This is a genomic window from Mesorhizobium sp. B2-7-1 (assembly GCF_006440735.1).
Lineage (GTDB): Bacteria > Pseudomonadota > Alphaproteobacteria > Rhizobiales > Rhizobiaceae > Mesorhizobium.
In genome coordinates this window covers 91822-115460 of sequence record NZ_VFUA01000008.1, presented here as the reverse complement: position 1 = coordinate 115460, position 23639 = coordinate 91822, and the positions used below count along the sequence as shown (strand labels likewise).

Genomic DNA, 23639 nt, shown 5'->3' with positions numbered 1-23639 from the left:
CTGGATAGGTCGAGTTCCTTCACCCCCCTCTCTGTCCTGCCGGACATCTCCCCCTCAAGGGGGGAGATTAAGCTTTCGTCTCCGCTTTCGCCAATCTTCGACGTTGCTAAGAAAGAACCAGCGCCGAAACTGCCAATCTCCCCCCTTGAGGGGGAAATGTCCGGCAGGACAGAGAGGGGGGTGAAGGAACTCGACCTATCCAGCCGCGCAATATTGCTCGACGATGCGGGATACGCACAAGTCACAGGGAGTAGCCCTCACACCTTCACCAGCTGCTCCACCCGCCCCTTCTCGCCGAAGATGCGTAAATACCGCTTGATCTCCTTCTCGTCCCCCGTCGCCTTGGCGGGATTGTCGGAGAGCTTCACCGCTGGCCGACCGTTGGCCTCCGTCACCTTGCAGACCAGCGAAATCGCATCGAGGCTGTCGGTTTCGGTCGGGGCGCAGCCTTCGAAATCGTTGGTGAGGTTGGTGCCCCAGCCGAAGGACATGCGCACCTTGCCGCGAAAATGCCGGTAGGTCTCCTCTATGGTCTCGACCTCCAGACCGTCGGAGAAGATCAGCAGCTTCTGCTTGGGGTCCTTGCCCTTCTTGCGCCACCAGTCGATGATTTTTTCGCCGCCCTCGATCGGCGGCGCGCTGTCGGGGCGGAAGCCGGTCCAGTCGGCGACCCAGTCCGGCGCGTCGCGCAGGAAGGAGTCCGTGCCGAAAGCGTCAGGCAGCACGATCAGGAGGTTGCCGCCATAATAGCGCTGCCAGTCCTGCAGCACCTTGTAGGGCGCCTCGCGCAACTCCGCCTCGGAATTGGCAAGCGCCGCGAAGACCATCGGCAGCTCATGCGCGTTGGTGCCGAGTGCTTCCAGGTCGTTGTCCATGGCCAGAAGCACGTTGGAGGTGCCGGTGAAGGCGTCGCCGATGCCTTCCTTCAGCGCCTCGACGCACCAGCGCTGCCACAGGAAGGAATGGCGGCGCCTGGTGCCGAAGTCGGAAATGCGGATGCCGGGCAGCGCCTTCAGCCGCTCGGTCTTGGCCCACATCTTGGCCTTGGCGCGGGCGTAGAGCACGTCCAGCGCGAACGGGCCGTAGGAGCGCATGGCCGCGCGGGAGCGCAGCTCGTTGATGATGGCCAAAGCCGGGATTTCCCAGAGCGTCGTGTACATCCAGGGGCCGGGGAAGGAGAGCTCGTACTGGCCGTCGCGCCTGGACAACTCGTAGTCCGGAAGCTGGAAATCCTCCAGCCAGGCGAGGAATTCCGGTTCGAAGATCTGCTTGCGGCCATAGAAGTTGTTGCCGCCCAACCAGATCATCTCCTTCTTGGAGAAGCGGAGCGTACGGGCATGATCGAGCTGCTCGCGGAGTTCCCCTTCGTCGATGTCGTCGGCGAGGCGCACCGAGGTCGTGCGGTTGATCAATGTGAAGGTGGCGTCGACCTTGGGATACATGCCCCAGATCATCTGCAGCATCAGCAGCTTATAGAAATCGGTGTCCAGCAGGCTGCGGACGATCGGGTCCAGCTTCCACGTGTGGTTATAGACGCGCCGCGCTATATCGGTCTTTGCCATGCTCGCTCATCCATAAAGCGCAGCGCACCGAAACGCAGGCGCCACGCTTCAAATCCTTGTTCGAGCAATTCCGGATGGAAGACCGCCGCGCGGTTTTCCTGGAATTGCCTTAGCCAACTGCCTCTTAGCACCGTATTTCCGAACGCGCTTGCTGCTTTGCAAGCTGGCCCGACAAAAAGCAGCTATGCAAGTCCAGCCATCAAGACGCGGTTCTGGCCCCGATAACCTTGAGCGACGGGCGTTTCCTGCGGCTGGGCACACGGCCGGCCACCGGCGCGTCGGCGCGGCCCTCGTCCTGCTCCTTCTCGGCGAACAGCCAGTCGACGAAAAGCTGGACGATCGGCGCCGAGCGCATCTCGTTGCGGCAGACGACGTAGAAATCGTCGACCGCCGGCACCGACAGGGTGAAGGGCGCGACGAGCATGCCCCTGGCGAGCAAGGCGCGCGCCGTGACGGAATCGCCGAGCGCCACGCCATGGCCGTGCACGGCGGCCTCCGTCGCCATGCGCGCATCGCCCAGATGGTGGCGGCGGCCGCGTTCCAGATCGAGCGCGTCGGCGGCGGCCAGCCAGGTGTGCCACTCGCGACCGTCGTCGCCATGCAGAAAGACATGATCGGCAAGGTCGCGCACGCTTCGGATCGGGCGGTTGTTGATCAGCGTCGGGCTGACCACGGGAAACAGTTCGAGCCCGGACCATTTGCGTATCCAGCAGTCGCTCCAGCTGCCGTCGCCATAATGCACGCAGACGTCGATGCCCGCGGCGCGGATGTCTTTGGGATCGTTGGACGGGATCAGCGTGAGCTGGATGTCGGGATATTGCGCGGTGAAGGAGCCGAGCCGCGGCGTCATCCAGAGCAAGAGCAGCGCCGGCACGCAGGATACCGACAGCGCGCCGGCGCTTGCCGGCCGCGTCATCCGCTGCGTCGCGGCGGCGATGCCGTCGAAGGCGGCCGAGACCGCCGGCAGGAACTCGGCGCCATGCGGCGTCAGCTTCACGCGCTGGCCGGTGCGCTCGAAGAGCTTTACGCCGAGCGACTGCTCCAGCGCCTTGATCTGGTGGCTGACGGCGCCGTGGGTGACATTCAGCTCACCCGCCGCCTTGGTCAGCGAGGCGTGCCGCGCCGTGGCCTCGAAGGCGCGCAGCGGGTTCAGCGGCGGCAGGCGCTTGGCCATGGAAGGGCTCCTACGTTGTGAGGTTTTCTCACAACCAGGACCCTAACAATATCAATTGATTTTTCAATGCGGCTGCCCGACACTTTTACCCGGAACAGCTTCAAGAGACGTGAAATCCGCAGCGCAGCCGGCGGGCAACGATCCAGCCGGACAACAGGCTGGCTTGGCAAATCGTCCATGCGGGCCACGCTGCAAGCAGGCAAGAGGAGGATTGGACATGGGTTACGATCGCGGCAAGCTCGAAGCGTTGCGCCGCAAATATGGCGAGAGCCATGGCGGCGAGATGTTCGACCCGAAATTCCGCAAGGTCGCCGACAAGATCTTCAACAAGTCCGGCACGCGCCTCGCCCCCTATTCCGGCATCCCGACCTTCCTCGCCGCGCCCTATCGCGAAATCGCCGCCGAGAACCCGGATTTCGGCGACCTGCAGGTGGCGATGATCGGCGTGCCGATGGATCTCGGTGTCACCAACCGCCCCGGCTCGCGGTTCGGGCCGCGCGCGCTGCGCGCCATCGAGCGCATCGGCCCCTACAATCATGTGCTGGAATGCGCGCCGACGCATGAGCTTCGCGTCGCCGACATCGGCGACACGCCGTTCCGCAGCCGTTACCGGCTGGAGATCAGCCACGAGGACATCGAAAAACGCACCAACCAGATTGTCGACGCCGGCGTGCTGCCGCTCTCGATCGGCGGCGACCACTCGATCAGCCATCCGATCCTGAAGGCGGTCGGCAGACAAGCTCCGGTCGGCATGATCCATATCGACGCCCATTGCGACACCAGCGGGCTGTTCGACATGACCAAGTTCCACCATGGCGGCCCGTTCCGCAACGCGGTGCTGGACGGCGTGCTCGATCCTTCGCGCACGATCCAGATCGGCATCCGCGGCTCGGCCGAATATCTGTGGGAGTTCACCTATGAGTCTGGCATGACGGTCGTGCATGCCGAGGAGGTGACCGGGCTCGGCATTCCGGCCATCATCGAGAAGGCGCGCAAAATCGTCGGCGACGGCCCGACCTACATCTCCTTCGACGTCGACAGCATCGATCCGGCCTTCGCGCCTGGCACCGGCACGCCGGAAGTCGGCGGCCTGACGACGCGCGAGGTGCTGGAGCTGCTGCGCGGGCTGAAGGGCCTCAACATCGTCGGCGGCGACGTCGTCGAGGTGGCGCCGCAATATGACGCGACCACCAACACCGCCCATGTCGGCGCCCAGGTCCTGTTCGAGATCCTGAGCCTGATGGTGTTCAGCCCCGCAATCAAAAAGGGCTAAAGCCAAACCAATTACGGCCGCCGCGCTGGAGCCGGCGGCCGGTTTCAACAACAAGCTTCCAGCAGGGGAACAACAATGACTCTTCATGCCAAGTTCAAATCATCCATCGCTGCGGCGCTGATGCTCGCGACGGCAGGCTTCGGCCTCGCCACCCAGGCCGCGAAGGCCGACGCCGTCGACGACATCACCAAGGCCGGCGCCATCAATGTCGGCATCTTCTCGGACTTCCCGCCCTTCTCCTCTGCCAGCGCCGACATGAGCATCAAGGGCTATGACGTCGACGTCGCGCAGGCGATCGCCGATTCACTCAAGGTGAAGCTCAACCTGGTCAGCGTCACCGGCCAGAACCGCATCCCTTATCTCACCGACAAGCGCGTCGATATTTTGATGAGCGTCGGCTACTCCAAGGAGCGTGAGCAGGTGATCGATTTCGCCGCCGCCTACGCGCCCTACTACATCGCCGTCATCGGCCCGGCCGAGCTCGCCGTCAAAGGCAAGGAAGACCTCGCCGACAAGTCGATCGCCGTCAACCGCGGCACGCTGGAGGACACCTCGCTGACCCAGGCGGCGCCCGCCTCGGCCGACATCCGCCGCTTCGACAACTACAATTCCGTCATCCAGGCCTTCATCTCCGGCCAGACCCAGCTGATGGTGGTCGGTAACGATGTCGGCGCCCAGGTGCTGGCCAAGCAGGATGCGCTGAAGCCGGAGCAGAAATTCCAGCTGCTCACCTCGCCCTCGCATATCGGCCTCAACAAGAACGAGGATCGGCTGAAGAAGGCGGTGAACGATGCGGTCGCCAAGATGCTGGCCGACGGCAAGCTGGACGAAAGCTCGAAGGCCTGGCTGAAGACGCCGCTCAATCCCGACAACCTCAAGGATTGATCTCCCGGGCGGTTCAGTTCGCATAAAGCGCTGAACCGCTCCCGCTTTTGTTTCCTGCGCAACGCGCTGTCCAACAAGGTCAATCGCCATGGGCTACAGCCTGGACTTCGGCTGGCTTGCGGGTGCGGCAGGCGCGATCGCGCGCGGCGCGGCGACGACGGTCCTTTTGATCGCCGTCACCACGCTCGCGGGTACCTTTCTCAGCATCCTCGGCGCGGCGGGAAAGAGAAACGGCCCCAGGCCGCTTCAGCTGGCGATCGGCTGTTATGTCGAGGTGATGCGCAACACGCCGTTCCTGGTGCAGCTGTTCTTCATCTTCTTCGGCCTGCCCAGCCTCGGCATCAGGCTCGACCCGATCCTGGCCGCGATGCTGGCGATGACGCTCAACATGGCGGCCTATACGATCGAGATCGTCGGCGCCGGGCTCGACGCGGTGCCGCGCGGCCAGACCGAGGCAGCGCTGGCGCTTGGGCTCAGGCCTCGCCAGGTGTTCGTCAAGATCGTGCTGCCGCAGGCGCTGAAAGTGATCTATCCGGCGCTGACCAGCCAGATCGTCATCATGATGCTGGAATCGGCCGTGGTGTCGCAGATCGCGGTGCGCGAGCTGACCTACGAGGCCGACATGCTGCAGGCGCGCACGTTTCGCGCCTTCGAGACCTATTTCGTCGTAACGATGGTCTATCTCGGCCTGTCGATGGGGCTGCGCCGGCTGCTGGTCGGCGGCGGGCGCCGCGTTCTTGGAGCCGGCGTGTCATGATCGAATTCACCTTCTGGGACATATTGCGCAACCTGCTGCTCGCAGCGCGCTGGACGGTGCTGTTGTCGCTCGCCGCCTTCATCGGCGGCGCGCTGGTCGGGCTGGCGGTGCTGTTCTTCCGCATCGCCCGGAATAAATGGGTGAAGCGGATCGCCTCCGGCTATATCGCGCTGTTCCAGGGCACGCCGCTGTTGATGCAGCTGTTTCTGATGTTCTTCGGTCTGCCGATGCTCGGCCTTCGCATCGAGCCGTGGACGGCGGCGGTGCTCGGGCTGACCTTCTTCGCCAGCGCCTATCTGGCCGAGATCTGGCGCAGCGGCGTCGACGCGCTGCCGCGCGGCCAATGGGATGCCGGCGCCAGCCTCGGGCTGCATTATCTGCAGGAGCTTCGGCTGATCATCCTGCCGCAAGCCTTCGCGATCACTCGGGCGCCGACCGTCGGCTTCCTGGTGCAGCTCATCAAATCGACGGCGCTGACCTCGATCATCGGCTTCGAGGAACTGGTCAGGACCTCCAACGCCATCAACAACGCGACCTTCGAGCCGTTCAAGGTCTACGGGCTGGTGGCGCTGATCTTCTTCGTCCTGTGCTTCCCGCTGACGCAATACGCGCGGCGGCTGGAGCGGCGCGCAGGGGCGCGCGAGAAAGGCTGCCGGCTAGACCGGCAGCCTTTCTCGTCAATGCCCGAAGGACAGCGCCGGCGCGATCCGATCGCGCCGCAGCCAGCGCGCCAGCAAAAGCGCCGCCACCACGGCGAGCCCTGTGGCCAGGCCGATCCAGATGCCGACGCCGTTCAAGCCGAAGTGGAAGGCGAGCAGCACGCCGAGCGGCAGGCCGACGCCCCAATAGCCGATCGCCGCGTAGATCATCGGCACCTTGGTGTCGTGCAGGCCGCGCAGCATGCCGGCGGCCACCGCCTGGGCGCCGTCGAAAATCTGGAACAGGGCGGCAAATACAAGGAACGACACGGCCAAGGTGATCACCCTGGCATTGGCCGGATCTCCGAGATCGATGAAGGCGCTGATCAGCGCATGCGGCCACAGGATCATCACCAGGCCCATCAGCGCCATGAACGAGACGCCGATGACGAAGGCGGTCCAGCCGGCGCGCGAAACCCCTTCCGGATTGCCGGCGCCATGCGCCAGTCCGACCCGGACAGTGACCGCCTGGTTGAGCCCAAGCGGGACCATGAAGGAGATCGAGGCGATCTGGATGGCGATCGCGTGGGCGGCCAGCGAATCCGCGTCGATCAGGCCCATGAGCAGGGCCGCCGCGTTGAAGATCGTCACCTCGAAGGCGAGGATGCCGGCGATCGGCATGCCGAGCCTGAGCAGGCCGCGGAAACGCGGCCAGTCGGAGCGCCAGAAGCGCCCGAACAGACGGTACCGCCGGAACTTCTTCTCCTTGATCACCACCGCCGCCATGCCGATGAACATCAGCGTGCTGGACAAAGTGGTGGCGAGGCCGGAGCCCGCAATGCCCATCGACCTGATGCCGAGATTGCCGAACATGAACACCCAGTTGAAGAAGGCGTTGCAGGCGACCGCGACGAACACGATGATCAGCGCCCAGCCCGGCCGCTCCAGCGCCGAGATGAAGGAGCGCAGCACGATATAGAAATAGAAGGGCAGCACCGCCCATTGCAGCCAATGCAGGTAGATGCCGGCCTGATGCGCTAGCTCGGGCTTCTGGCCCATCGCCAAAAGCACCTCTTCGCCATGCGAGAGAAAAAGCCAGATCGGGATCGAGATCAGGATCGCCAGCCACAGTCCCTGGCGCACCGTGCGGCGCAGGTCGCGCACCGAATGACGGCGGCGGCCGAGTTCGGTCGCCATCATCGGCGAGGTCGCCAGCATCAGGCCGAGGCCGAAGATCAGCGGCATGAAATAGAGGTTGGAGCCGAGCGCGCCGGCGGCGAGCGTGTCGGACCCCAGACGGCCCATCATCATGACGTCGGTCGCGGTCATGGCGGTCTGGCCGAGGTTGGTCAACACCATCGGCCAGGCGAGCGCGATCGTCGCCCTGATTTCCTGACGCCAAAGATTTTCCGGCGCGCGAGCGCCGGCTTCGATCGCAGACATTGTTCCGCTCTTTCAGAACACGGCGCGTCGGCCAAAGGGCCGGAAGCCGCACAGCAATGGCGCAAAATGGCGCCATTTGCGTCGCCTTGTGAACGAAATGCGACATGTTGGCAAGGGAGGAGGCCCGGCTAGCGATTGATCCAGCCGCCGCCAGATGCGGCGGCGTTCAGGCCTCCGCGCGCGAAATCAGCGGTTTGCGGCCACCGAGTATATAGGCGACGGACTCCAGGATGATGCCGTTGGTGTTGATATCGCTGACCTCGATGCGCTTGCCCGTACGCTCAGACACTCCGGCGGAAAAACCCATTCCCTTCATCTTGGCGCGCTCCCTGACGTAGTCGACCAGCTTTTGCGCGTAGTCGCCCGGCCGGGCCGCGAGCCACAGATAGGCGCCCTTGGAATTTACCAGCCGCAGCGAGTCGGAAAGCTTCGCCGCCTTGTCGGGCGCGGAGGTCTTCAACGTGTCGACCGGGAAAATGCCGCCATCGTCGGTCAGTTGGTAGCCCTGATAGGTGAAGTAGGGAGGCCCTGCCATGGCGGACTCCGAGACGCAGGTCAGGATGCCGGTATCCTGGAAGCGTTTCATCTGGGCGGCGTAGAGGATATCGGCGATCAGGCGCCCGTGCGGCGATGCGCCCAGCTCGATTTCCTCGGCGACATGGGGCTCGGTCGCGATGCGGCCGCGCCGCTGCACTTCCGCGATGGTCGCGAGGGCGGCGTCCATATCGTTGCTCGGATCCGGCGTGGTGAAAACCGGCGCTATCGCCTCCCCCCACAGGCTGTATCCGCGACCGGCATAGCCGGCGTAGCTGTTTTCCTGGACCGACGAAATCTTGCCGGTATCGCTGACCACATGCATCTCGCCGTCCTTGAGGACCGGCCCGAACGACCAGTGCTGCACCAGCTTGAACACCGGAAAGGCGCCAGCCGTGTAGCTGTCCAGAATCTTCAGGGCGACCAACAGGCGTCCGGCGTCGGCGCTGTCGAAACCGTCGCGCTCGCCGCCCTTCGAGCTGAGCCGGCGCTCGGTATTGGGCAGCTTCACCCGCGCGAAGCTGAAATCACCCTGGCCCAGGAATGCGAGAATGCGATTTGTCATCTTCTCGAATGCGGTCTGGTCGATGATGCCCAGGCGGTGAGCCGAAACCGCCGCCAGGATGTTCGATCCGATATCCCACATCGTCGTGAACGGATATCCGGTCGACCTGCCAAATTCGACCCACGCCGTGGCGGGGGCCATGCCGTTGAAATTCTTGGCGCCCCAGTCGAAATAGGTCCAGGCCAGTTCGGCGTCGGCTTTCAACACGTCAGCATCCGGCTGCTGCGGATCGGGTCTTCTCCAGTCCTTCACCGATACGTCCGCACGCGCTTGCCTGATGCGATCCGCTTGCGGCATGGCCGGGCAGACGGCTTGGTAATATTCCGCGAAATTGACCAGCGTCGTGCCGGGCTCGCTCGACATCCTCGCGAAGGAGTCGAGGATAACCTTCTTTTTCTCCGGCGTGTTGGCGGTGTCCGGGTGGATGCAGAAGACCGCGTCATTATCCGCGCCGAGGTAATCGAAAAGCTGCTCCTCGGAGAAGTAGGGAATGTCGCCGGTCCAAGCACTTTCGAACTTGACCGTGTTGGACACGTGCAGGATTCCGCGCTTGTCCAGCCCGTTGAACCAGCGCAGGTCTCCCTTCTCCGCGGCGAACATCGGCGTCCCGGCGCCGGCTATGGCATCGAGCGTGTTGTCGTCGAAATCGTCGTTCGGCGGAATATAGGTCATCGGCAGCTTGCCGGTGGTGCGGTAGATTTCGCTCATGCAGTTTCTGATGAGGTCGACATCCTTCTCGAACGAATTTCCGAGCAGTTCGGACGGCGTATGGCGCCAGCCGTGCCCTGCGATATCGAACCGCCGCTCGGCGGACATCGATCGCAGATAGGCTTTGCAGCGCTCGTCCGCGGAAAGCATGCCTGTTTTGGGAGCCGGAATGATAGCGTCGGTAACTGGATAGCCGGCTTCAATAAGGCCGCGAACGAAGGCCATGTGGCTCGGGTCGGTATCCATGTCGACACGCAGGTCGTCCACCCGGACCACGATGTAGCGCCTGGCGGTGTCGCGGCTTTGCGCATAGAGCTTCTGCGGCGCCAGGACACGCACGGCGCCGGATGCGGTGGCGGCCAGCGCCGCTTTGGCGACACCGGCCGCATAGCCAGCCGCGTCGACGATGGACAGACCGGCGAGCGCCGCAAACGGGATTTCAACGACAATCGGATCGTTGCTGGCGGCAAGAGCCATGATGTTTTGCGCAAGCGTGTCCGGCGCCGTCAGGGCGAGCGTCCCATTGCCCGATGTGGCGGAGGTGCGCGCCGAGGCAAAGGTGTTCACAAGGCCGGTGCTGCTCGTCCAGTAACCCCCATCCGAGGGCAGCGAGCCCACCTTGTCGTCCTGCGCTCCCGCGAGACGGATGACGGTGCGGATGCCGGCGGACCGCATCGATGCGGCGTCTTGAAGCGATTGCAGCGGCTGATTGGTGGTCAGCGTCAGCGCGGTGATGACGGCCTTGGCCTTGTAGCGCTCGAACGCGTTGATCATGTGCGAGAACGCGGCCTGCATTTCGCCGGCCTGACGGGCCTGAAGATAGGGATCGTCCGCCGCGATTGTCGCGGCATGGACGCCGAATTCAATGGCGTCCGGAGCCATTTCCACGGACTGCCTGATCCAGTTGGCCAAACCGGAATTGTAGTCCGGGATGTCGCTGGGGTCGCCGGCCATGTCGATGGTCATGGCGATTGGCAGCGTCGCGGACGAGAAGGCATTTGCGACAGCGCCGAGCTTGCCTGTATCGGCGCCGGCGTCGACGCCGCTGACGATCACCATCAGCGGATTGGGCAGACGCGCCGCGGCCGTGGCGGCGACACTTCGGCCAGCAACGGCCAGAAGCGGGATGCTGATGCCGCCGAGAAGAACCGAACGCCGGCTTATGTTCATGAGTGCCTCCTGTCGGCAGCGGGGATCGCGTATCGCGCCGGGCTCACCCAGCGGCCATCGGATTTAGCGGTGAAGGATTTGACCAGGGCGCGCAGGAAAAGCGCGGCGTCGAGAAGCCGGATGGCCGGAAAGGCGATGCCGTAGAGCATCAGGCTCGGCCGTCGCTCGATGATCGCGACGACAAAAGTGAGCGCATAGTCGACCGCGAGGAACAGAGCGAGGAGAACGAGCGGCGAGACCGGCCGTATCGCCAATTGGCCGACCGACAATGCGGGGACTTCAAAGCCTGTCGTCAGATACGCCAGGGTGGCCAGCGGCAAAGCGAGGGCGAAAATCGATATGACGAGCAGTTCCGCCAGCAAGCCGCCGAGCGAAAGCCAGAAACGGCTTGGCCAGACCCCGTGCCGGCGCACCGTCTGCCAGAAGCCCAGATACCAGCGTTGCACCTGCTTGCGGTAGTCGGAGAGGTTGAACGGATCCTCCGACGAGCACCGCGCCCTCGGCGTATAGGCGACGCGGCCCAGCCCTTTGTGCTGCACCTCGAAGGTCATGTTGAAGTCTTCGATCACGAGGCCCGGGGCGGTGATGTCGATCTGGGTCAGCGCCTGGGTGCGATACATGCTTGCAAAGCCGGGCGCGATATAGCTCACTCCGGTCCATTTCCAGGACTGGCCATACTGGAACGCGGTCTGCAGGACCCTGTAGAGACGCGTCCGATAGGCGGCGAAGAGCATATCCAGCGTCGGCAAGCGTTGATCGCGCCAGCGCGAGAGAACATGGCCCGCGACGACGCAGACGCCCGGATCGTCAAACAGCGGAAGAGCGTAATCGAGATAGCGCGGGTCGATTTCGGAATCGGCATCCTGGATCAGCACGGCCTTGAACCGCTCGCAAAGGCGATAGTGCTTGATGGCCCGGTCTATGGCCTTGGCCTTGCCCCCGTTGGGCCGGATGTCGAGTGCCCTGCAGCCCATGCTCCGGGCGATGGAGACCGTGGCGTCTTTCGATCCGTCGCTGGCGACGTAGATCTGCCGAGCCGGGATGATCGCCTTGAGGGCGGCAATGCATTTGGGAAGCGCGATCTCTTCATTATGCGCGGGGATGACGACCGCGACATCGGCGACCTTAATCGCGCGAGGGCCAGCAGCTGCCTTGCGGCTTCCCAGCTCGGTGATGAAACGCAGCAGCCCGACCGTGCACCAGAACGCGATGTTGATGCCCAGCGACGCGCTGAGCACCATCAAGATGACATTGAGGACGGCCGTCGCGCTCATGGCTAAGCGAGCTGCGGCGCATCGCCCGGGACCAGGGCGCGGTCGGTCTTGCCATGCGCTGGGAAGGCCGGACGAGCCGGCTTGATGCCCAGCGAGCGAAGCAGGTCCTGATAGCTCTGGCGGATACCGGCTTCCAATGAGATGCTCGGTCGCCAGCCGAGGGCCCGGAGCTTGGTCGTATCCGGCCAGCGGCCGCGGTGGTCCTCGATGAAATGGTCGCGAAAGATGGCTTCGCCGGCGAGGCCGGTCGCCTTCTTCACCGTGGCGAAGAGATCGCGGACCGTGATCTGCTCGTCGCCGCCGACATTGTAGACCTCACCGCTGACGCCTTTCTCGACGACCGTGAGAAGTCCGTTCACGAGATCGTCGACGTGCAGGAAGGTTCGCGTCTGCGTTCCGTCGCCATAGATCGGCACGGGCTGGCCGGCGATGAGGCGGGTCAACATCTGCGGGATGACACGCTGGTCCTTGGGCGACATGGCGGGACCATAGGTGTTGAAGATGCGCACGATGCGCACCTCGATACCGTATTTGCCGCCCCAGAAGCGGGTCAGAGCCTCGCCGAAACGCTTGCCTTCCTCGTAAGGACTGCGCGGCCCGACGGGATCGACCCGCCCGACATAAGTCTCGCGTTGCGGGAAGACGTCCGGATCGCCGTAAGCCTCGGCGGTGCTGGCGAACAGATATGTCGCCTTGCACCTGCGGGCGATCTTCAACAGGTTCAGCGTCCCGGCGGACGAAGCCATGAGCATCTGCTCGCCCAGCCGCCTGATGTTGGGAACGCCCGTGGGACAGGCCAGATTGTAGACGTGGCTGTATCGACGGCGCTGCAACCGCCGGCAAATTGCCGGATCGGCGACATCCATCTTGATGAAGCCGAAGTTCGGGTGGCGCGACAGCTGGTCGACATTCGCCTGGCGACCGGTAGAGAGATTGTCGACGACATCGACATGCGCGCCCTGACCGAGAAGGCGACGGGCAAGGTTGGTTCCGAGACACCCCGCGCCGCCCGCGATAAGGTACCTCACTTCGTTGCTGTTCATGCTCATCGAGCGACAATCCTCACTTGCATAAAGAAGAAAGCCGCACCCTCATTGTGCGCCCTTCCTTCATCAAACGAGGATTTCCCCAGGCAACGCAACTGATAGTTAATAATATGCTAAACGACAGTGGTTAATTACCGCATTGTAATCGTTGCCTTTTTTGAGATTCACTTTTCAACGCGGCCTAAAACGACGCAGCTGTGTGCGAAATCGGTACAACCAGCGCGCTTGACAATCCGCAGGATCTTGATCCGCGCAGGTCGCGGCTTCCCCTGACTTTGCGGGCTCCGCGCAAGGCTCAGGCGCGGCAGAAACGTCGTGGCACAAGAGTTGCATAGCGACCTGCGGCAACGTGGGGTTATGACGCCGGCTACAGAAGTCCTGTTCCGTCAGAATTCACGTCATTGCAATGAGCGCCGGTTCCGGACCAGCGCCACTGATGGAGGCAACAATGGCTTTGGTCGAGCAGGCTCGCGGCGCGACAATTCATTCAAGACTTGAATCACGGACAGCCACGATCGGCGTCATAGGGCTTGGCTATGTCGGACTGCCGCTAGCCGCGGTGGCGGCGCGGGCCGGCTTCCGGGTGATCGGCTTCGATATCGACAACAGCAAGGTCGAGAGACTGAAGATGGGCCGCTCCTATATCGGCGCCGTTACCGACGAGGCGCTGCAGGACATCAGCGCCAGCGGATCTTTCCAGGCGACATCGGATTTCGCGGCCCTCGAAGAATGCGATGTCATATCCATATGCGTCCCGACGCCGCTGACAAAACAGCGCGAGCCGGACCTTTCCTTCGTGGAAGGAACAACGCGCGCCATCGCGGCTCATCTGCGCAAGCATCAGTTGATCGTGCTGGAATCGACCACCTATCCCGGCACCACCGACGAGGTGATGAAGCCCATACTGGAAGCGACGGGCTACAAATCCGGCAGGGATTTCTTCCTCGGTTATTCGCCCGAGCGCGAGGATCCGGGCAGCATCGGCTTTGAAACAGCCACCATTCCGAAGGTCGTCGCCGGCGACGGGCCGATCGCCGCGAAACTGGTTGCGCTCTTCTACGGCGCGATCGTGGAGAAGGTGGTGCCCGTCTCCAGCATCAAGGTGGCTGAAGTGGTGAAGCTGACGGAAAACATTTTCCGCGCCGTCAACATCGCCTTGGTCAACGAGCTCAAGGTGATCTATTCCGCGATGGGGATAGACATCTGGGAAGTCATCGAGGCGGCGAAGACGAAGCCTTTCGGCTACATGCCGTTCTATCCCGGCCCGGGGCTCGGCGGACATTGCATCCCGATCGACCCCTTCTACCTGACCTGGAAGTCGCGCGAGTTCGAAGTGTCGACGAAGTTCATCGAGCTTGCCGGCGAGATCAACGTCTCCATGCCGCACTACGTCATGTCGAAGCTGTCGGAAGCCCTCGACACGCAGCTTGGACTGCCGCTGAGCCAGGCAGCCATCCTGATCGTCGGCGTCGCCTATAAGAAGAACGTGTCGGACGTGCGCGAAAGCCCGGCGCTCAAGCTGATCGAGCTGCTCGAGACACGCGCCGCCGACATCGCCTATCACGACCCCCACGTCGCGCGCATACCGAAGACGCGCAAGCACCCGACGCTGGCCGGCAAGGATTGCATCCGCCTCAACCGCGACTCCATCGCTGCCTATGACGCGGTCGTCATCGTCACCGATCACGACGGGGTCGACTACGGGCTCCTGGCAAATCATTCGCGCCTCATCATCGACACGCGCAATGCCATGCAGCGCAACGGCATCGTCTGCGACCGGGTGGTGAAAGCCTAGAGCGGCTCGCCGGAGACAGCCTCGGATTGGCGCCAATGGCTCGTTCACTTGGCTGAGCCAGCCTGCTACGGATTGCTCTGATGCGGACAGCCGGCGCACCACGCCGGGAGGAATGGATGCCGTTCAGACGCAGAAAGAACACGGCCGCGATCCCGCGCACGGTGCCCGCCTTCGAGCACATCGTGACGGAGGCCAGCGACAGTTTCCTGTGGCGGCTGGACGACTATCCGTGGGAGCGCAATGTCTGGAATTTCCATCCGGAATACGAGATCCATCTGCTCAGGAAATCGTCCGGCGTCGTGCTGGTCGGCGACCATATCGGCGAATTCGGGCCGGGCTACCTGACCATCGTCGGCGGCGGCTTGCCGCATGACTGGGTGACGGCGGTGCAGCCGGGCGAGCTGATCGAAGGCCGCGATATCGTGCTGCAATTCGATCCCGAGCGGCTGCGCGGCTCGGCCGGGCTGCTGCCGGAACTGCGCGAGCTGGAGCCGTTCCTGGAACGCTCGCTGCGCGGCATGGTCTTCCATGGCCAGACCGCGCTCGACGGCGCCGAGCTGATGGAACGGATGGGAGAGGTGCATGGGCTGGCAAGGTTCCGCCTGTTCCTCGAACTGCTGGACCTCCTGGCCACCACAGACGAATACGCGCTGTTGTCGTCGCCGGATTTTTCCCCACTTCTCGACGCCGAGTCGCTCGACATCATCCAGCGGTCGCTAACCTATCTGTTCCAGCACTTCGCCGAGGATTTGAAGCTGCCCGACGTGGCTCAATTGGCTGGGATGAGCGAAAGCACCTTCTCGCGTTTCTTCCAGAAGAACACCGGCAATTCGTTCAGCGACCATGTCGCCAAGCTGAGACTCTGGCAGGCCTGCAAGCTGCTCGCCGATACCGAGATCCCGATCACCGACATCTGCTTCCAGGTCGGCTATATGAACATCTCCAACTTCAACCGGGCCTTCCTGCGCAAGCACAAGATGACGCCTTCGTCCTACCGCAAGCTGTCGCGGCAGCGGCTGACGCTGCGGGCCTGATCAGGCCAGGTCCGACCACTTCTGCTGGTACTGATACTCGTGTGACGAGCAGACTCTGCCATCGCCATATTTTGCGCCGCACAATGCATAAAAGTACAGGTCTGCTGCAACGGGCCTTCTAGTCTCGCTCCTTCCAACCGCTCATTTTGGCGACGGATGGGAAGTCACAAAGGCGACGGTGAGGGTCGCTTAGCCCAAGGACTTCCTGCTTCCGCGAGTATTCCTGGAGGAGAAAGTTCAATGAATTCAAATCGGCTCGCTGCCAGCCTCGGCGCAGCGTTCGTGCTTACCGCTTCCGTTTCAACCGCAGCACTTGCCCAGGCGCCGGTCTGCTCCGCGCCGGTCAAGGTGCTGGCGCAACCGCGCGACGGCCTGACGCTGCTGGAGGACTCCAAGGACGAGTTCAAGAAACTCTCCGGCGCCTCGTTCCAGATCGACTACCTCAACGAAAACGACCGCCGCGCCAAGTCGCGCGCCGACGCCTCCACCGTCGGCAATTACAACGTCTATTATGTCGACGAGGCCAATGTGGCGCTGTTCGCGTCCTCGGGCTGGATCGTGCCGCTGACCGATTATTATCCGGCCGACTACGACTACGCCGATTTCGACCCGGGCCGCCAGAAGGTCGCCACCTATGACGGCAAGGTCTGGTTCGCGCCGCTGACCGGCGGCGGCGACCTGATGGTCTACCGCAAGGACGTGCTGGAGGCCGCCGGCATCCAGCCGCCGAAGACGCTGGACGAGCTGATCGCCGACGTGCCGAAGCTCACCAATGCCGACAAGGGCATGTATGGCATTGCGCTGCGCGGCGCGCGCGGCTCGGGCGCCAATGTCTGGCGCTGGATGCCGTTCTTCAAGGCCTATGGCGGCAAGTGGTTCGACGGCGACAAGCCGGCTTTCAATTCGGACGCCGCCGTGAAGGCGACGGAAACCTATCTGAAGCTGTTCAAGGACTCGGCGCCCGGCACGCAGACCGGCAGCTGGGATGAATCGACCGGCGCCTTCCTGTCCGGCCAGGTCGCCATCCTCGTCGAATCGACGCCGCTGTCGGGCATGGCGGTGGACCCCAAGACCTCGCAGGTGGTCGGCAAGGTCGGCTTCCTGCCGCCGCCCTCGCCGCTGCCGGGCGGCGGTTACGGCCACGGACTCGCCATCGGCACCAAGGCCAATGCGGATGACGCCGCGAAGAAATGCGCCGGCCTGTTCATCGCCTGGGCGACGTCCAAGGAGAGCGAGAAACGCCGGCTCGGCGCGCATCAGTTCGGCGAGCTCAACCGCACCAGCATCCTCACCAGCAAGGAATTCGCCGACATCTATGGCGCCGATCTCGGCAAGGCTCTGGCCGATACCGGCAAGGTGACGGCGGTGAACTTCTGGCAGGATCCGCGCTGGCCGGATCTCGGCGACCGCTGGGGCATTATCCTGGAGGAACTGGTCACCGGCACCCGCACCGACATCAAGGGCGGCCTCAACGAGCTCGAGGCCTATGCCAACGAGCTGGTGAAGAAGAAGTAATCCTCCCGCCCGCGGCGCGCGATCCACGGCATTCGAAGGAATGGCGGGATCCGCGCCGCGGGATCTTCACCAGACAGCAGCAAAATCCGAGGACAGGCCATGCGCCGACGCTCTTCCCTGCCAGTCACATTTCTCGTTCCGACTTTGGCCATCCTTCTGGTGCTGTCGATGGTGCCGACGCTCTACGCCATCGTCATCGCGCTGCAGAACCGCGAGCTGAGCACGACGGGCTATTCCTGGGTCTGGTTCTCGAACTTCGCCGATCTCTTTACCGACCGCCGCTTCCTCAACGCCGTCTGGGTCTCGGTGAAATGGGAGATCGTCACGGTCGTGGCGACGATGGTGGTGGCGATCGGACTGGGTGTCCTGATGTTCGAGGCCGCCGGCCCGCGCATGCGCAATTTCTATTGCCTCCTGTTCATCATCCCGGTGCTTTTGCCGCGTGTGTCGGCCGCCTTCGTGTGGAAGTTCGCCTATCACCCGCTCTACGGCATCGCCACCTATCCCTACCGGCTTGTCACCGGCGGGCTGATCTTCGATCCGCTGTCCAAACCGGCGACCGCGCTGTTCGCCGTCGCTACGGTGGATGTCTGGCAATGGGGGCTGTTCTTCGCCGTCATCGTGCTGAAGCTGCTCGAGACCTTGCCGCCACAGCCGATCGAGGCGGCCAGGCTCGACCACGCCAGGCGCTGGCAGATCCATGCCTATGTCACCCTGCCGATGCTGAAGGCGCCGCTGGTCAGCCTGATGTTCGTCAAGATGATCGAGTCGCTGCGCTCCTTCGACCTGATCTATGTGATGACGCGCGGCGGGCCGGGCGTGGCGACCGAGACGCTCGACATGTACGCCTTCTCGCAGGGCTTCATCGAATCCGGCAAGGTCTCCTACGCCTCGGCCATGGCGGTGCTGATGATGATCGCGACCGTCATCACCTTCACCATGCTCTGGAAGCGGGTGCAGGCATGAAGCCCTATCCGATAAGACTGGGCCGCCTGATCGCCAAGGCCGTCCTGGCGCTGGCCGGATTCCTGGCCGTGTTCCCGCTGGTCTGGACCGCGCTCAACGCGCTGAAGAACAACGTCGACATCATCACGCGCGTGCCGAAAGTGATATTCACGCCGACGCTCGCCAACATCAGCTACATCCTCGGCCGCGACAGCGTGCTGACCGGGCTCTACAACTCGGTCGTCGCCTGCGGCTCGGCGGTGCTGATCGGCATCGCGCTCGGCCTGCCGGCGGCCTATGCGGTGGCGCGCTATCCTAACCGCTTTGCCGGCGACATCCAGTTCTTCGTCCTGTCGCTGCGCTTCCTGCCGCCGGTGGCGGTCGCCATTCCGCTGATGGTGATCTGGTTGCAGGTCGGCCTTTACGACACTTTGCCGGCGTTGATCGTCACCTATTCGCTGCTCACCATCTCGGTGATCATGTGGCTCGCGATTCCCGCCTTCCAGGGCGTGCCGAAGGAGATCGAGGAAGCCGCCTTCGTCGACGGCTACGGCGCCTATTCGGTGTTCTGGCGGATCGCGCTTCCCGTGGCGGCGCGCTCGCTGATAGGCGCCATCGCCTTCAGCTTCGTGCTGGTCTGGAACGAGTTCCTGATCGCGCTGATGCTGTCGAGCTCCAACGCCAAGACACTGCCAATCGTCGCTTCCGAGCTGTCGCAGCAAGGCATGAACGTGCCGTGGGGCATCCTCAATGCCTCGGTCGTGCTGCTGTCGCTGCCGCCGCTGCTGTTTCTCGGTGTTTTGAGCGGCTTCCTGAATTCCGTTTTCCGGCAAAAGAAAAATTGAAGCGAGGCTTACCCGATGCGGGCACTGGTGCTTGAGAAAAAAGGCGAACTGTCGCTGCGTGAGATCGCGCTGCCGCAGGACGTCGGACCGGACGACGTCAGGATCGCCATCCACACGGTCGGGGTCTGCGGCAGCGACGTGCATTACTACACGCATGGCGCCATCGGCAGCTACATCGTGCGCCAGCCCATGGTGCTCGGCCACGAGGCGTCAGGCACGATAGTCGAGGTTGGCGCCAATGTCGCGAACCTGAAGGTCGGCGACCGGGTCTGCATGGAGCCCGGCGTGCCGAATCTTTCGTCACGCGCGACGAAGCTCGGCATCTACAATGTCGATCCGGACGTCCGTTTCTGGGCCACGCCGCCGGTGCATGGGGTGCTCGCGCCCTACGCCGTTCACCCGGCGGCCTTCACCTACAAATTGCCAGACAATGTCTCCTTCGCCGAAGGCGCGATGGTTGAGCCCTTCGCCATCGGCATGCAGGCGGCGGCGCGCGCCCGCATCGTGCCCGGCGACGTCGCAGTCGTCGTTGGCTGCGGCCCGATCGGCATCATGATCGCCTTGGCCGCGCTGGCGGGCGGCTGTTCCAAGGTGCTGATCTCGGACTTCTCCGCGCCGAAGCTTGCGATCGCCGCCCAGTATCCGGGCATCGTGCCGGTCAATATCGGCGAGCAGTCGCTGGTCGATGCGGTGCGATCCGCGACCGACAGTTGGGGGGCCGACATCGTGTTTGAGGCGAGCGGCAGCCCGAAGGCCTTCGCCAACCTGTTCGACATCGTGCGGCCGGGCGGCGCGGTGGTGCTGGTCGGGCTGCCGGTGGAGGCGGTCGAGCTCAACGTGCCGGCGGCCATTTCGAAGGAAGTGCGCATCGAGACCGTGTTCCGCTACGCCAACATCTTCGACCGCGCTTTGCAGCTGATCGGCTCCGGCAAGGTCGACCTCAAGCCGCTGATCACCGGCACCTATGATTTCTCCGAGAGCATCAAGGCGTTCGAGCGCGCCGCGCAAGGCAAGCCGCAGGACGTCAAGCTGCAGATCCTGCTGACCGGCGAGAAGGGATAAGGGATGTCCGCGATCGTTTGCTCCCATGTCGACAAGGCCTATGGCGCCACGAGCGTCATCCGCGATCTGAACCTATCGATCGAAGAGCATGAATTCGTCGTGTTCCTAGGGCCCTCCGGCTGCGGCAAGTCCACGCTGCTCAGGATGCTGGCGGGGCTGGAGGATATCAGCGGCGGCGAGGTGTCGATCGGCGGCAAGGTGGTGAACGATCTCGACCCCGGCGACCGCGGCATCGCCATGGTGTTCCAGAATTATGCGCTCTATCCGCATATGACCATCTTCGACAACATCGCCTTCGGGCTGAAGCGGCAGAAGGTGCCGGCGGCCGACATCAAGAAACGGGTCGAGGCGGTCTCCAGAACGCTCGGGCTTGAACCCTATCTCGGCCGCAAGCCGACCGAGCTTTCCGGCGGCCAGCAGCAGCGCGTGGCGATCGCGCGCGCCATGATCAAGACGCCGAAAGTGTTCCTATTCGACGAGCCGCTCTCCAATCTCGACGCCAAGCTGCGCAACCATATGCGCGTCGAGATCGCCAGGCTGCACCAGTCGCTGAAGACGACGACCGTCTATGTCACGCACGACCAGCTCGAGGCGATGACGCTGGCCGACCGCATCGTGCTTCTGAAGGACGGCGTGATCGAGCAGATCGGCTCGCCGGCGGAGATCTATCGCCGCCCCGGCAACCTGTTCGTGGCCGGCTTCATCGGCACGCCCAACATGAGCTTCATCGAGGCCATGGTCGGCCGGAAAGGGGATGGCTGGACGCTGACCGGCGCCGGCACGGTGCTGTCGCTGCAAGGCAGCGACTTCCATCTCACCCACGGCGATCGCGTGATGCTCGGCATCCGGCCTCCGGATCTGAAGACGGCGCAAGCCGGCACAGCAAACCTGTTGCAAGGCACCGCCGATCTCATCGAGTTCCACGGCAACGACGCGCTGGTGACGTTCGGATCGGGCGGCAAGGAGATCAGCGCGCTGGTGCCGGCCCGCGAATGCCCCGAGCCGCGCGCGCCCGTGCGCTACACGTTCGACGAGGAGAGCCTCCATCTGTTCGACGCGGAGACAGGCAAGTCGCTGCGCAGACAATAGACGGATAGAGCGTTCCTGGGCGCCCTATCGAACCGCGTCGAGCGCCTGCCGCTGGCGGTGCATTTCGAGGAAGATGCGGTAGTCGCGGTCGAAGCGGGCGCCGGCTTCCTTGTTGGGGGCGCGGGTCTTGCCGCCCTGCTGCATGGCGACGCAGGCCGCGTTGAGATCGCCGTAGATACCGGCGGCGGTCGCCGCCACCATGCCGGTGCCGAGCAGCACCGCCTCGTCGGCCAGCGGCTCGACCACCGTGCAACCGGTGGCGTCGGCATAGAGCTCCATCAAAAGCGGGTTCTTGGTGTGGCCGCCGGTGACATGCAGCGTGTCGATCAGATAGCCGTTCTCGTTCAGCGCCTCGAGCACATGGCGCACGCCGAGCGCGATGCCGACGGCGGTGCGCCAGTAGAGCTTGCACAGGCTGTCGAAGGAGGAATCGAGCGTCAGGCCGCTGATCACGCCGACGGCATGCGGGTCGGCGAGCGGCGAACGGTTGCCGTGGAAGTCCGGCAGTACATGCAGCCTTGCGGCCAGCGCATCGCCGTCCTCGGCGCGCAGCTCGGCGACGCGCCCGGCGATCTTCATATGCATGGCCGCGTCCGGCTCGCCGCCGGCGCCATGCCAGCGGATGATGTGATCGAGCAGCGCGCCGGTGGCCGACTGGCCGCCTTCCGACAGCCACAGCGTCGGCAATGCGGCGCCGAAATAGGGACCCCAGACGCCGGCAAAGGGCTGCGGGTCGGGCGACATGGCCATGACGCAGGACGATGTGCCGGCAATCAGCGCCAGATGCCGGCCGATGTCTTTCTCGTCGCCGGCAAAGCCGCCCAAGACGCCGAGCGCGCCGGCATAGGCGTCGATGACGCCGGCGCCCACCCGGCATCTTTCGGTCAGGCCGAGTGCGGCGGCCGCTTCGGCCGTCAGCGGGCCGATATCGGCGCCGACGGGGCTGGCCTTTTCCGGCAGGTTGCCATGCTCGAACAGATCGCCGAGGCCGACCAACTCGAAGAAATCGCGCCGCCAGCTTTTTTCCTCATGCGCGAGATAGGTCCATTTCGCTGTCAGCGTGCATTGCGAGCGGGCAAGCGAGCCACTTGCCTTCCAGGTCAGGAAATCGGCAAGGTCGAATAGATAGCCGGCTTCATTCCATGTGTTCGGCAGATGGCGCTTCAGCCACATCAGCTTCGGCGTTTCCATCTCCGGCGACATCACACCGCCGATATAGTCGAGCACGGCGTGGCCGCTCGTCGTGCATTCATCGGCCTCGGCGATGGCGCGATGATCGAGCCAAACCATCGTGTCCCAGCGCTTCTCGCCGGTGACCGAGACGCTGAGCTGGCCGCCCTGCCTGTCGCGCGCGACCAGCGAGCAGGTCGCGTCGAAAGAGATGCCGGCGATATCGCCGGCGGCGACACCGGATTTCTGGAGGGCGGACCGCACGGATTTGCACACCGCCGACCAGATGTCTTCCGAATCGTGCTCGGCGTGATCGGGCTTGGGCTGATGCATGGCGATCGGATGATCGGCGCGGCCGAGCAGGTTGCCACGCGCGTCGAGAATGCCCGCGCGCGCGCTCCCGGTGCCGACATCGACCGCGCAAACGAAACTTTTCGTCAAGATGCTTTGTCTCTCGCTCCCAGGCCTGCAATCAGATCGGGCAATTGCAGCATGTCAGCGAATATAGAGTCCGGTTCCGTCGACGCAAGCCGCGCCTTCAGCGCCGGATTGGAGGCATGGGAGCCGCCGGTGAAAGCCAGCACCCGCATGCCGGCCGCGCGCGCCGCGGCAACGCCTGCCGGGCTGTCCTCGATCACCAGGCACTTGCGCGGATGCGCGCGCATCGAGGCGGCTGCGTGGAGGAAAAGGTCGGGGGCCGGCTTGCCGCGCTTGACCATGGCGGCGCTGAACAGATGCGGCTCCAGCAAGGGCAGCAGGCCGGTAACGTCGAGCGCATAGCGAATGCGCTCCAGCGTGCCGGACGAGGCGACGCAGCAGGGCAGGCCGAGCTTGGGCAGCACATCCTTGACACCCGGGATCGGCTTCAATTCCTCGCGGAATTTGCGCATCAGCTCGACGCGCATGGCGGTCAGATGCCGGTCGCTGATTTCCAGCCCGAAGTCGCGGCCGAGGATCTCGCGCACGCTCTTCATGCTCTTGCCGAGGAAGTGCTCGTAGGCGGCGTCCTCGCTGACCGTGCCGCCGGCGAGCTCGATCATGTTGAGCAGCGCCGAGACCGAAAGCGCCTCGCTGTCGACCAACACGCCGTCACAGTCGAAGATGACCAGTTCCGGCGTCATGGCTGTGCTTCCAACTATGCAAGGAAAAGTGTGA

Annotated in this window: 18 protein-coding genes and 1 pseudogene; 11 read left to right on the top strand and 8 right to left on the bottom strand. The window is 63.8% G+C overall.

Annotated elements, in window-relative coordinates:
- Positions 1 to 257 precede the first annotated feature (257 nt).
- Together pncB and gcvA are read right to left on the bottom strand one after the other, a co-directional pair.
- Entirely contained in the window at positions 258 to 1562 is a 1305-nt protein-coding gene (pncB, locus tag FJ471_RS05660) for a nicotinate phosphoribosyltransferase (protein WP_140802173.1), read from the bottom strand.
- 199 nt (positions 1563 to 1761) lie between these two features.
- Positions 1762 to 2736, bottom strand: coding sequence for a transcriptional regulator GcvA (gene gcvA / locus FJ471_RS05655; RefSeq protein ID WP_140802172.1), 975 nt, complete (start codon positions 2734 to 2736; stop codon positions 1762 to 1764).
- A gap of 217 nt (positions 2737 to 2953) precedes the next feature.
- Here gcvA and speB point away from each other — a divergent pair, with 217 nt between their 5' ends.
- The 4 genes and pseudogenes from speB to FJ471_RS05635 all read left to right on the top strand — a co-directional run.
- Positions 2954 to 4009 (top strand): agmatinase, encoded by a 1056-nt coding sequence (speB, locus tag FJ471_RS05650; protein WP_140802171.1) that lies wholly within the window; start codon positions 2954 to 2956, stop codon positions 4007 to 4009.
- Positions 4010 to 4084: 75 nt separating this feature from the next.
- Entirely contained in the window at positions 4085 to 4894 is an 810-nt protein-coding gene (locus FJ471_RS05645) for a transporter substrate-binding domain-containing protein (protein WP_140802170.1), read from the top strand.
- A gap of 88 nt (positions 4895 to 4982) precedes the next feature.
- Entirely contained in the window at positions 4983 to 5651 is a 669-nt protein-coding gene (locus FJ471_RS05640) for an amino acid ABC transporter permease (RefSeq protein ID WP_140802169.1), read from the top strand.
- A pseudogene (locus FJ471_RS05635) lies at positions 5648 to 6292 on the top strand (amino acid ABC transporter permease); the annotation flags it as partial. The gene FJ471_RS05640 and the pseudogene FJ471_RS05635, both read left to right, overlap by 4 nt.
- A 36-nt stretch (positions 6293 to 6328) precedes the next feature.
- Here FJ471_RS05635 and FJ471_RS05630 read toward each other — a convergent pair.
- The 4 genes from FJ471_RS05630 to FJ471_RS05615 form a co-directional block, all read right to left on the bottom strand.
- Positions 6329 to 7732 carry an MATE family efflux transporter gene (locus FJ471_RS05630; RefSeq protein WP_140802168.1) on the bottom strand — a complete coding sequence of 468 codons (1404 nt, stop codon included), beginning with the start codon at positions 7730 to 7732 and terminating at the stop codon, positions 6329 to 6331.
- Positions 7733 to 7898: 166 nt separating this feature from the next.
- The gene (locus FJ471_RS05625; protein WP_140802167.1) at positions 7899 to 10709 is read right to left on the bottom strand and encodes a DUF3131 domain-containing protein; all 2811 of its coding nucleotides are present in this window, start codon (positions 10707 to 10709) and stop codon (positions 7899 to 7901) included.
- Positions 10706 to 11983 carry a glycosyltransferase family 2 protein gene (locus tag FJ471_RS05620; RefSeq protein ID WP_140802166.1) on the bottom strand — a complete coding sequence of 426 codons (1278 nt, stop codon included), beginning with the start codon at positions 11981 to 11983 and terminating at the stop codon, positions 10706 to 10708. The genes FJ471_RS05625 and FJ471_RS05620 overlap by 4 nt, the downstream gene beginning before the upstream one ends.
- 2 nt (positions 11984 to 11985) lie before the next feature.
- A complete protein-coding gene (locus FJ471_RS05615; protein ID WP_140802165.1) occupies positions 11986 to 13032 on the bottom strand; it encodes an NAD-dependent epimerase/dehydratase family protein in 1047 nt (348 codons plus the stop codon).
- A gap of 445 nt (positions 13033 to 13477) precedes the next feature.
- Between FJ471_RS05615 and FJ471_RS05610 the strand changes: the two genes are divergently transcribed.
- The 7 genes from FJ471_RS05610 (at position 13478) to ugpC (ending at position 21314) form a co-directional block, all read left to right on the top strand.
- Entirely contained in the window at positions 13478 to 14824 is a 1347-nt protein-coding gene (locus FJ471_RS05610) for a nucleotide sugar dehydrogenase (protein ID WP_140802164.1), read from the top strand.
- A 116-nt stretch (positions 14825 to 14940) separates the two neighbouring features.
- Positions 14941 to 15858 (top strand): AraC family transcriptional regulator, encoded by a 918-nt coding sequence (locus FJ471_RS05605; RefSeq protein ID WP_140802163.1) that lies wholly within the window; start codon positions 14941 to 14943, stop codon positions 15856 to 15858.
- A gap of 240 nt (positions 15859 to 16098) precedes the next feature.
- Positions 16099 to 17373: an extracellular solute-binding protein gene (locus FJ471_RS05600; RefSeq protein ID WP_140802162.1), complete on the top strand. Its 1275-nt coding sequence runs from the start codon at positions 16099 to 16101 to the stop codon at positions 17371 to 17373.
- Positions 17374 to 17472: 99 nt separating this feature from the next.
- Positions 17473 to 18339, top strand: a complete 867-nt coding sequence (locus FJ471_RS05595; protein WP_140802161.1) for a sugar ABC transporter permease — start codon at positions 17473 to 17475, stop codon at positions 18337 to 18339.
- Positions 18336 to 19163 (top strand): carbohydrate ABC transporter permease, encoded by an 828-nt coding sequence (locus tag FJ471_RS05590; RefSeq protein WP_181179174.1) that lies wholly within the window; start codon positions 18336 to 18338, stop codon positions 19161 to 19163. The genes FJ471_RS05595 and FJ471_RS05590 overlap by 4 nt, the downstream gene beginning before the upstream one ends.
- Before the next feature lie 15 nt (positions 19164 to 19178).
- Positions 19179 to 20225, top strand: coding sequence for an NAD(P)-dependent alcohol dehydrogenase (locus FJ471_RS05585; RefSeq protein ID WP_140802160.1), 1047 nt, complete (start codon positions 19179 to 19181; stop codon positions 20223 to 20225).
- Between the two features lie 3 nt (positions 20226 to 20228).
- Entirely contained in the window at positions 20229 to 21314 is a 1086-nt protein-coding gene (gene ugpC / locus FJ471_RS05580; RefSeq protein WP_140802159.1) for a sn-glycerol-3-phosphate ABC transporter ATP-binding protein UgpC, read from the top strand.
- Positions 21315 to 21338: 24 nt separating this feature from the next.
- Here ugpC and FJ471_RS05575 read toward each other — a convergent pair whose 3' ends face one another.
- Together FJ471_RS05575 and FJ471_RS05570 are read right to left on the bottom strand one after the other, a co-directional pair.
- The gene (locus FJ471_RS05575) at positions 21339 to 22925 is read right to left on the bottom strand and encodes an FGGY-family carbohydrate kinase (protein WP_140802158.1); all 1587 of its coding nucleotides are present in this window, start codon (positions 22923 to 22925) and stop codon (positions 21339 to 21341) included.
- Positions 22922 to 23605, bottom strand: a complete 684-nt coding sequence (locus tag FJ471_RS05570; protein WP_140802157.1) for an HAD-IA family hydrolase — start codon at positions 23603 to 23605, stop codon at positions 22922 to 22924. Before FJ471_RS05570 ends, FJ471_RS05575 begins: the two co-directional genes overlap by 4 nt.
- Positions 23606 to 23639 lie beyond the last annotated feature (34 nt).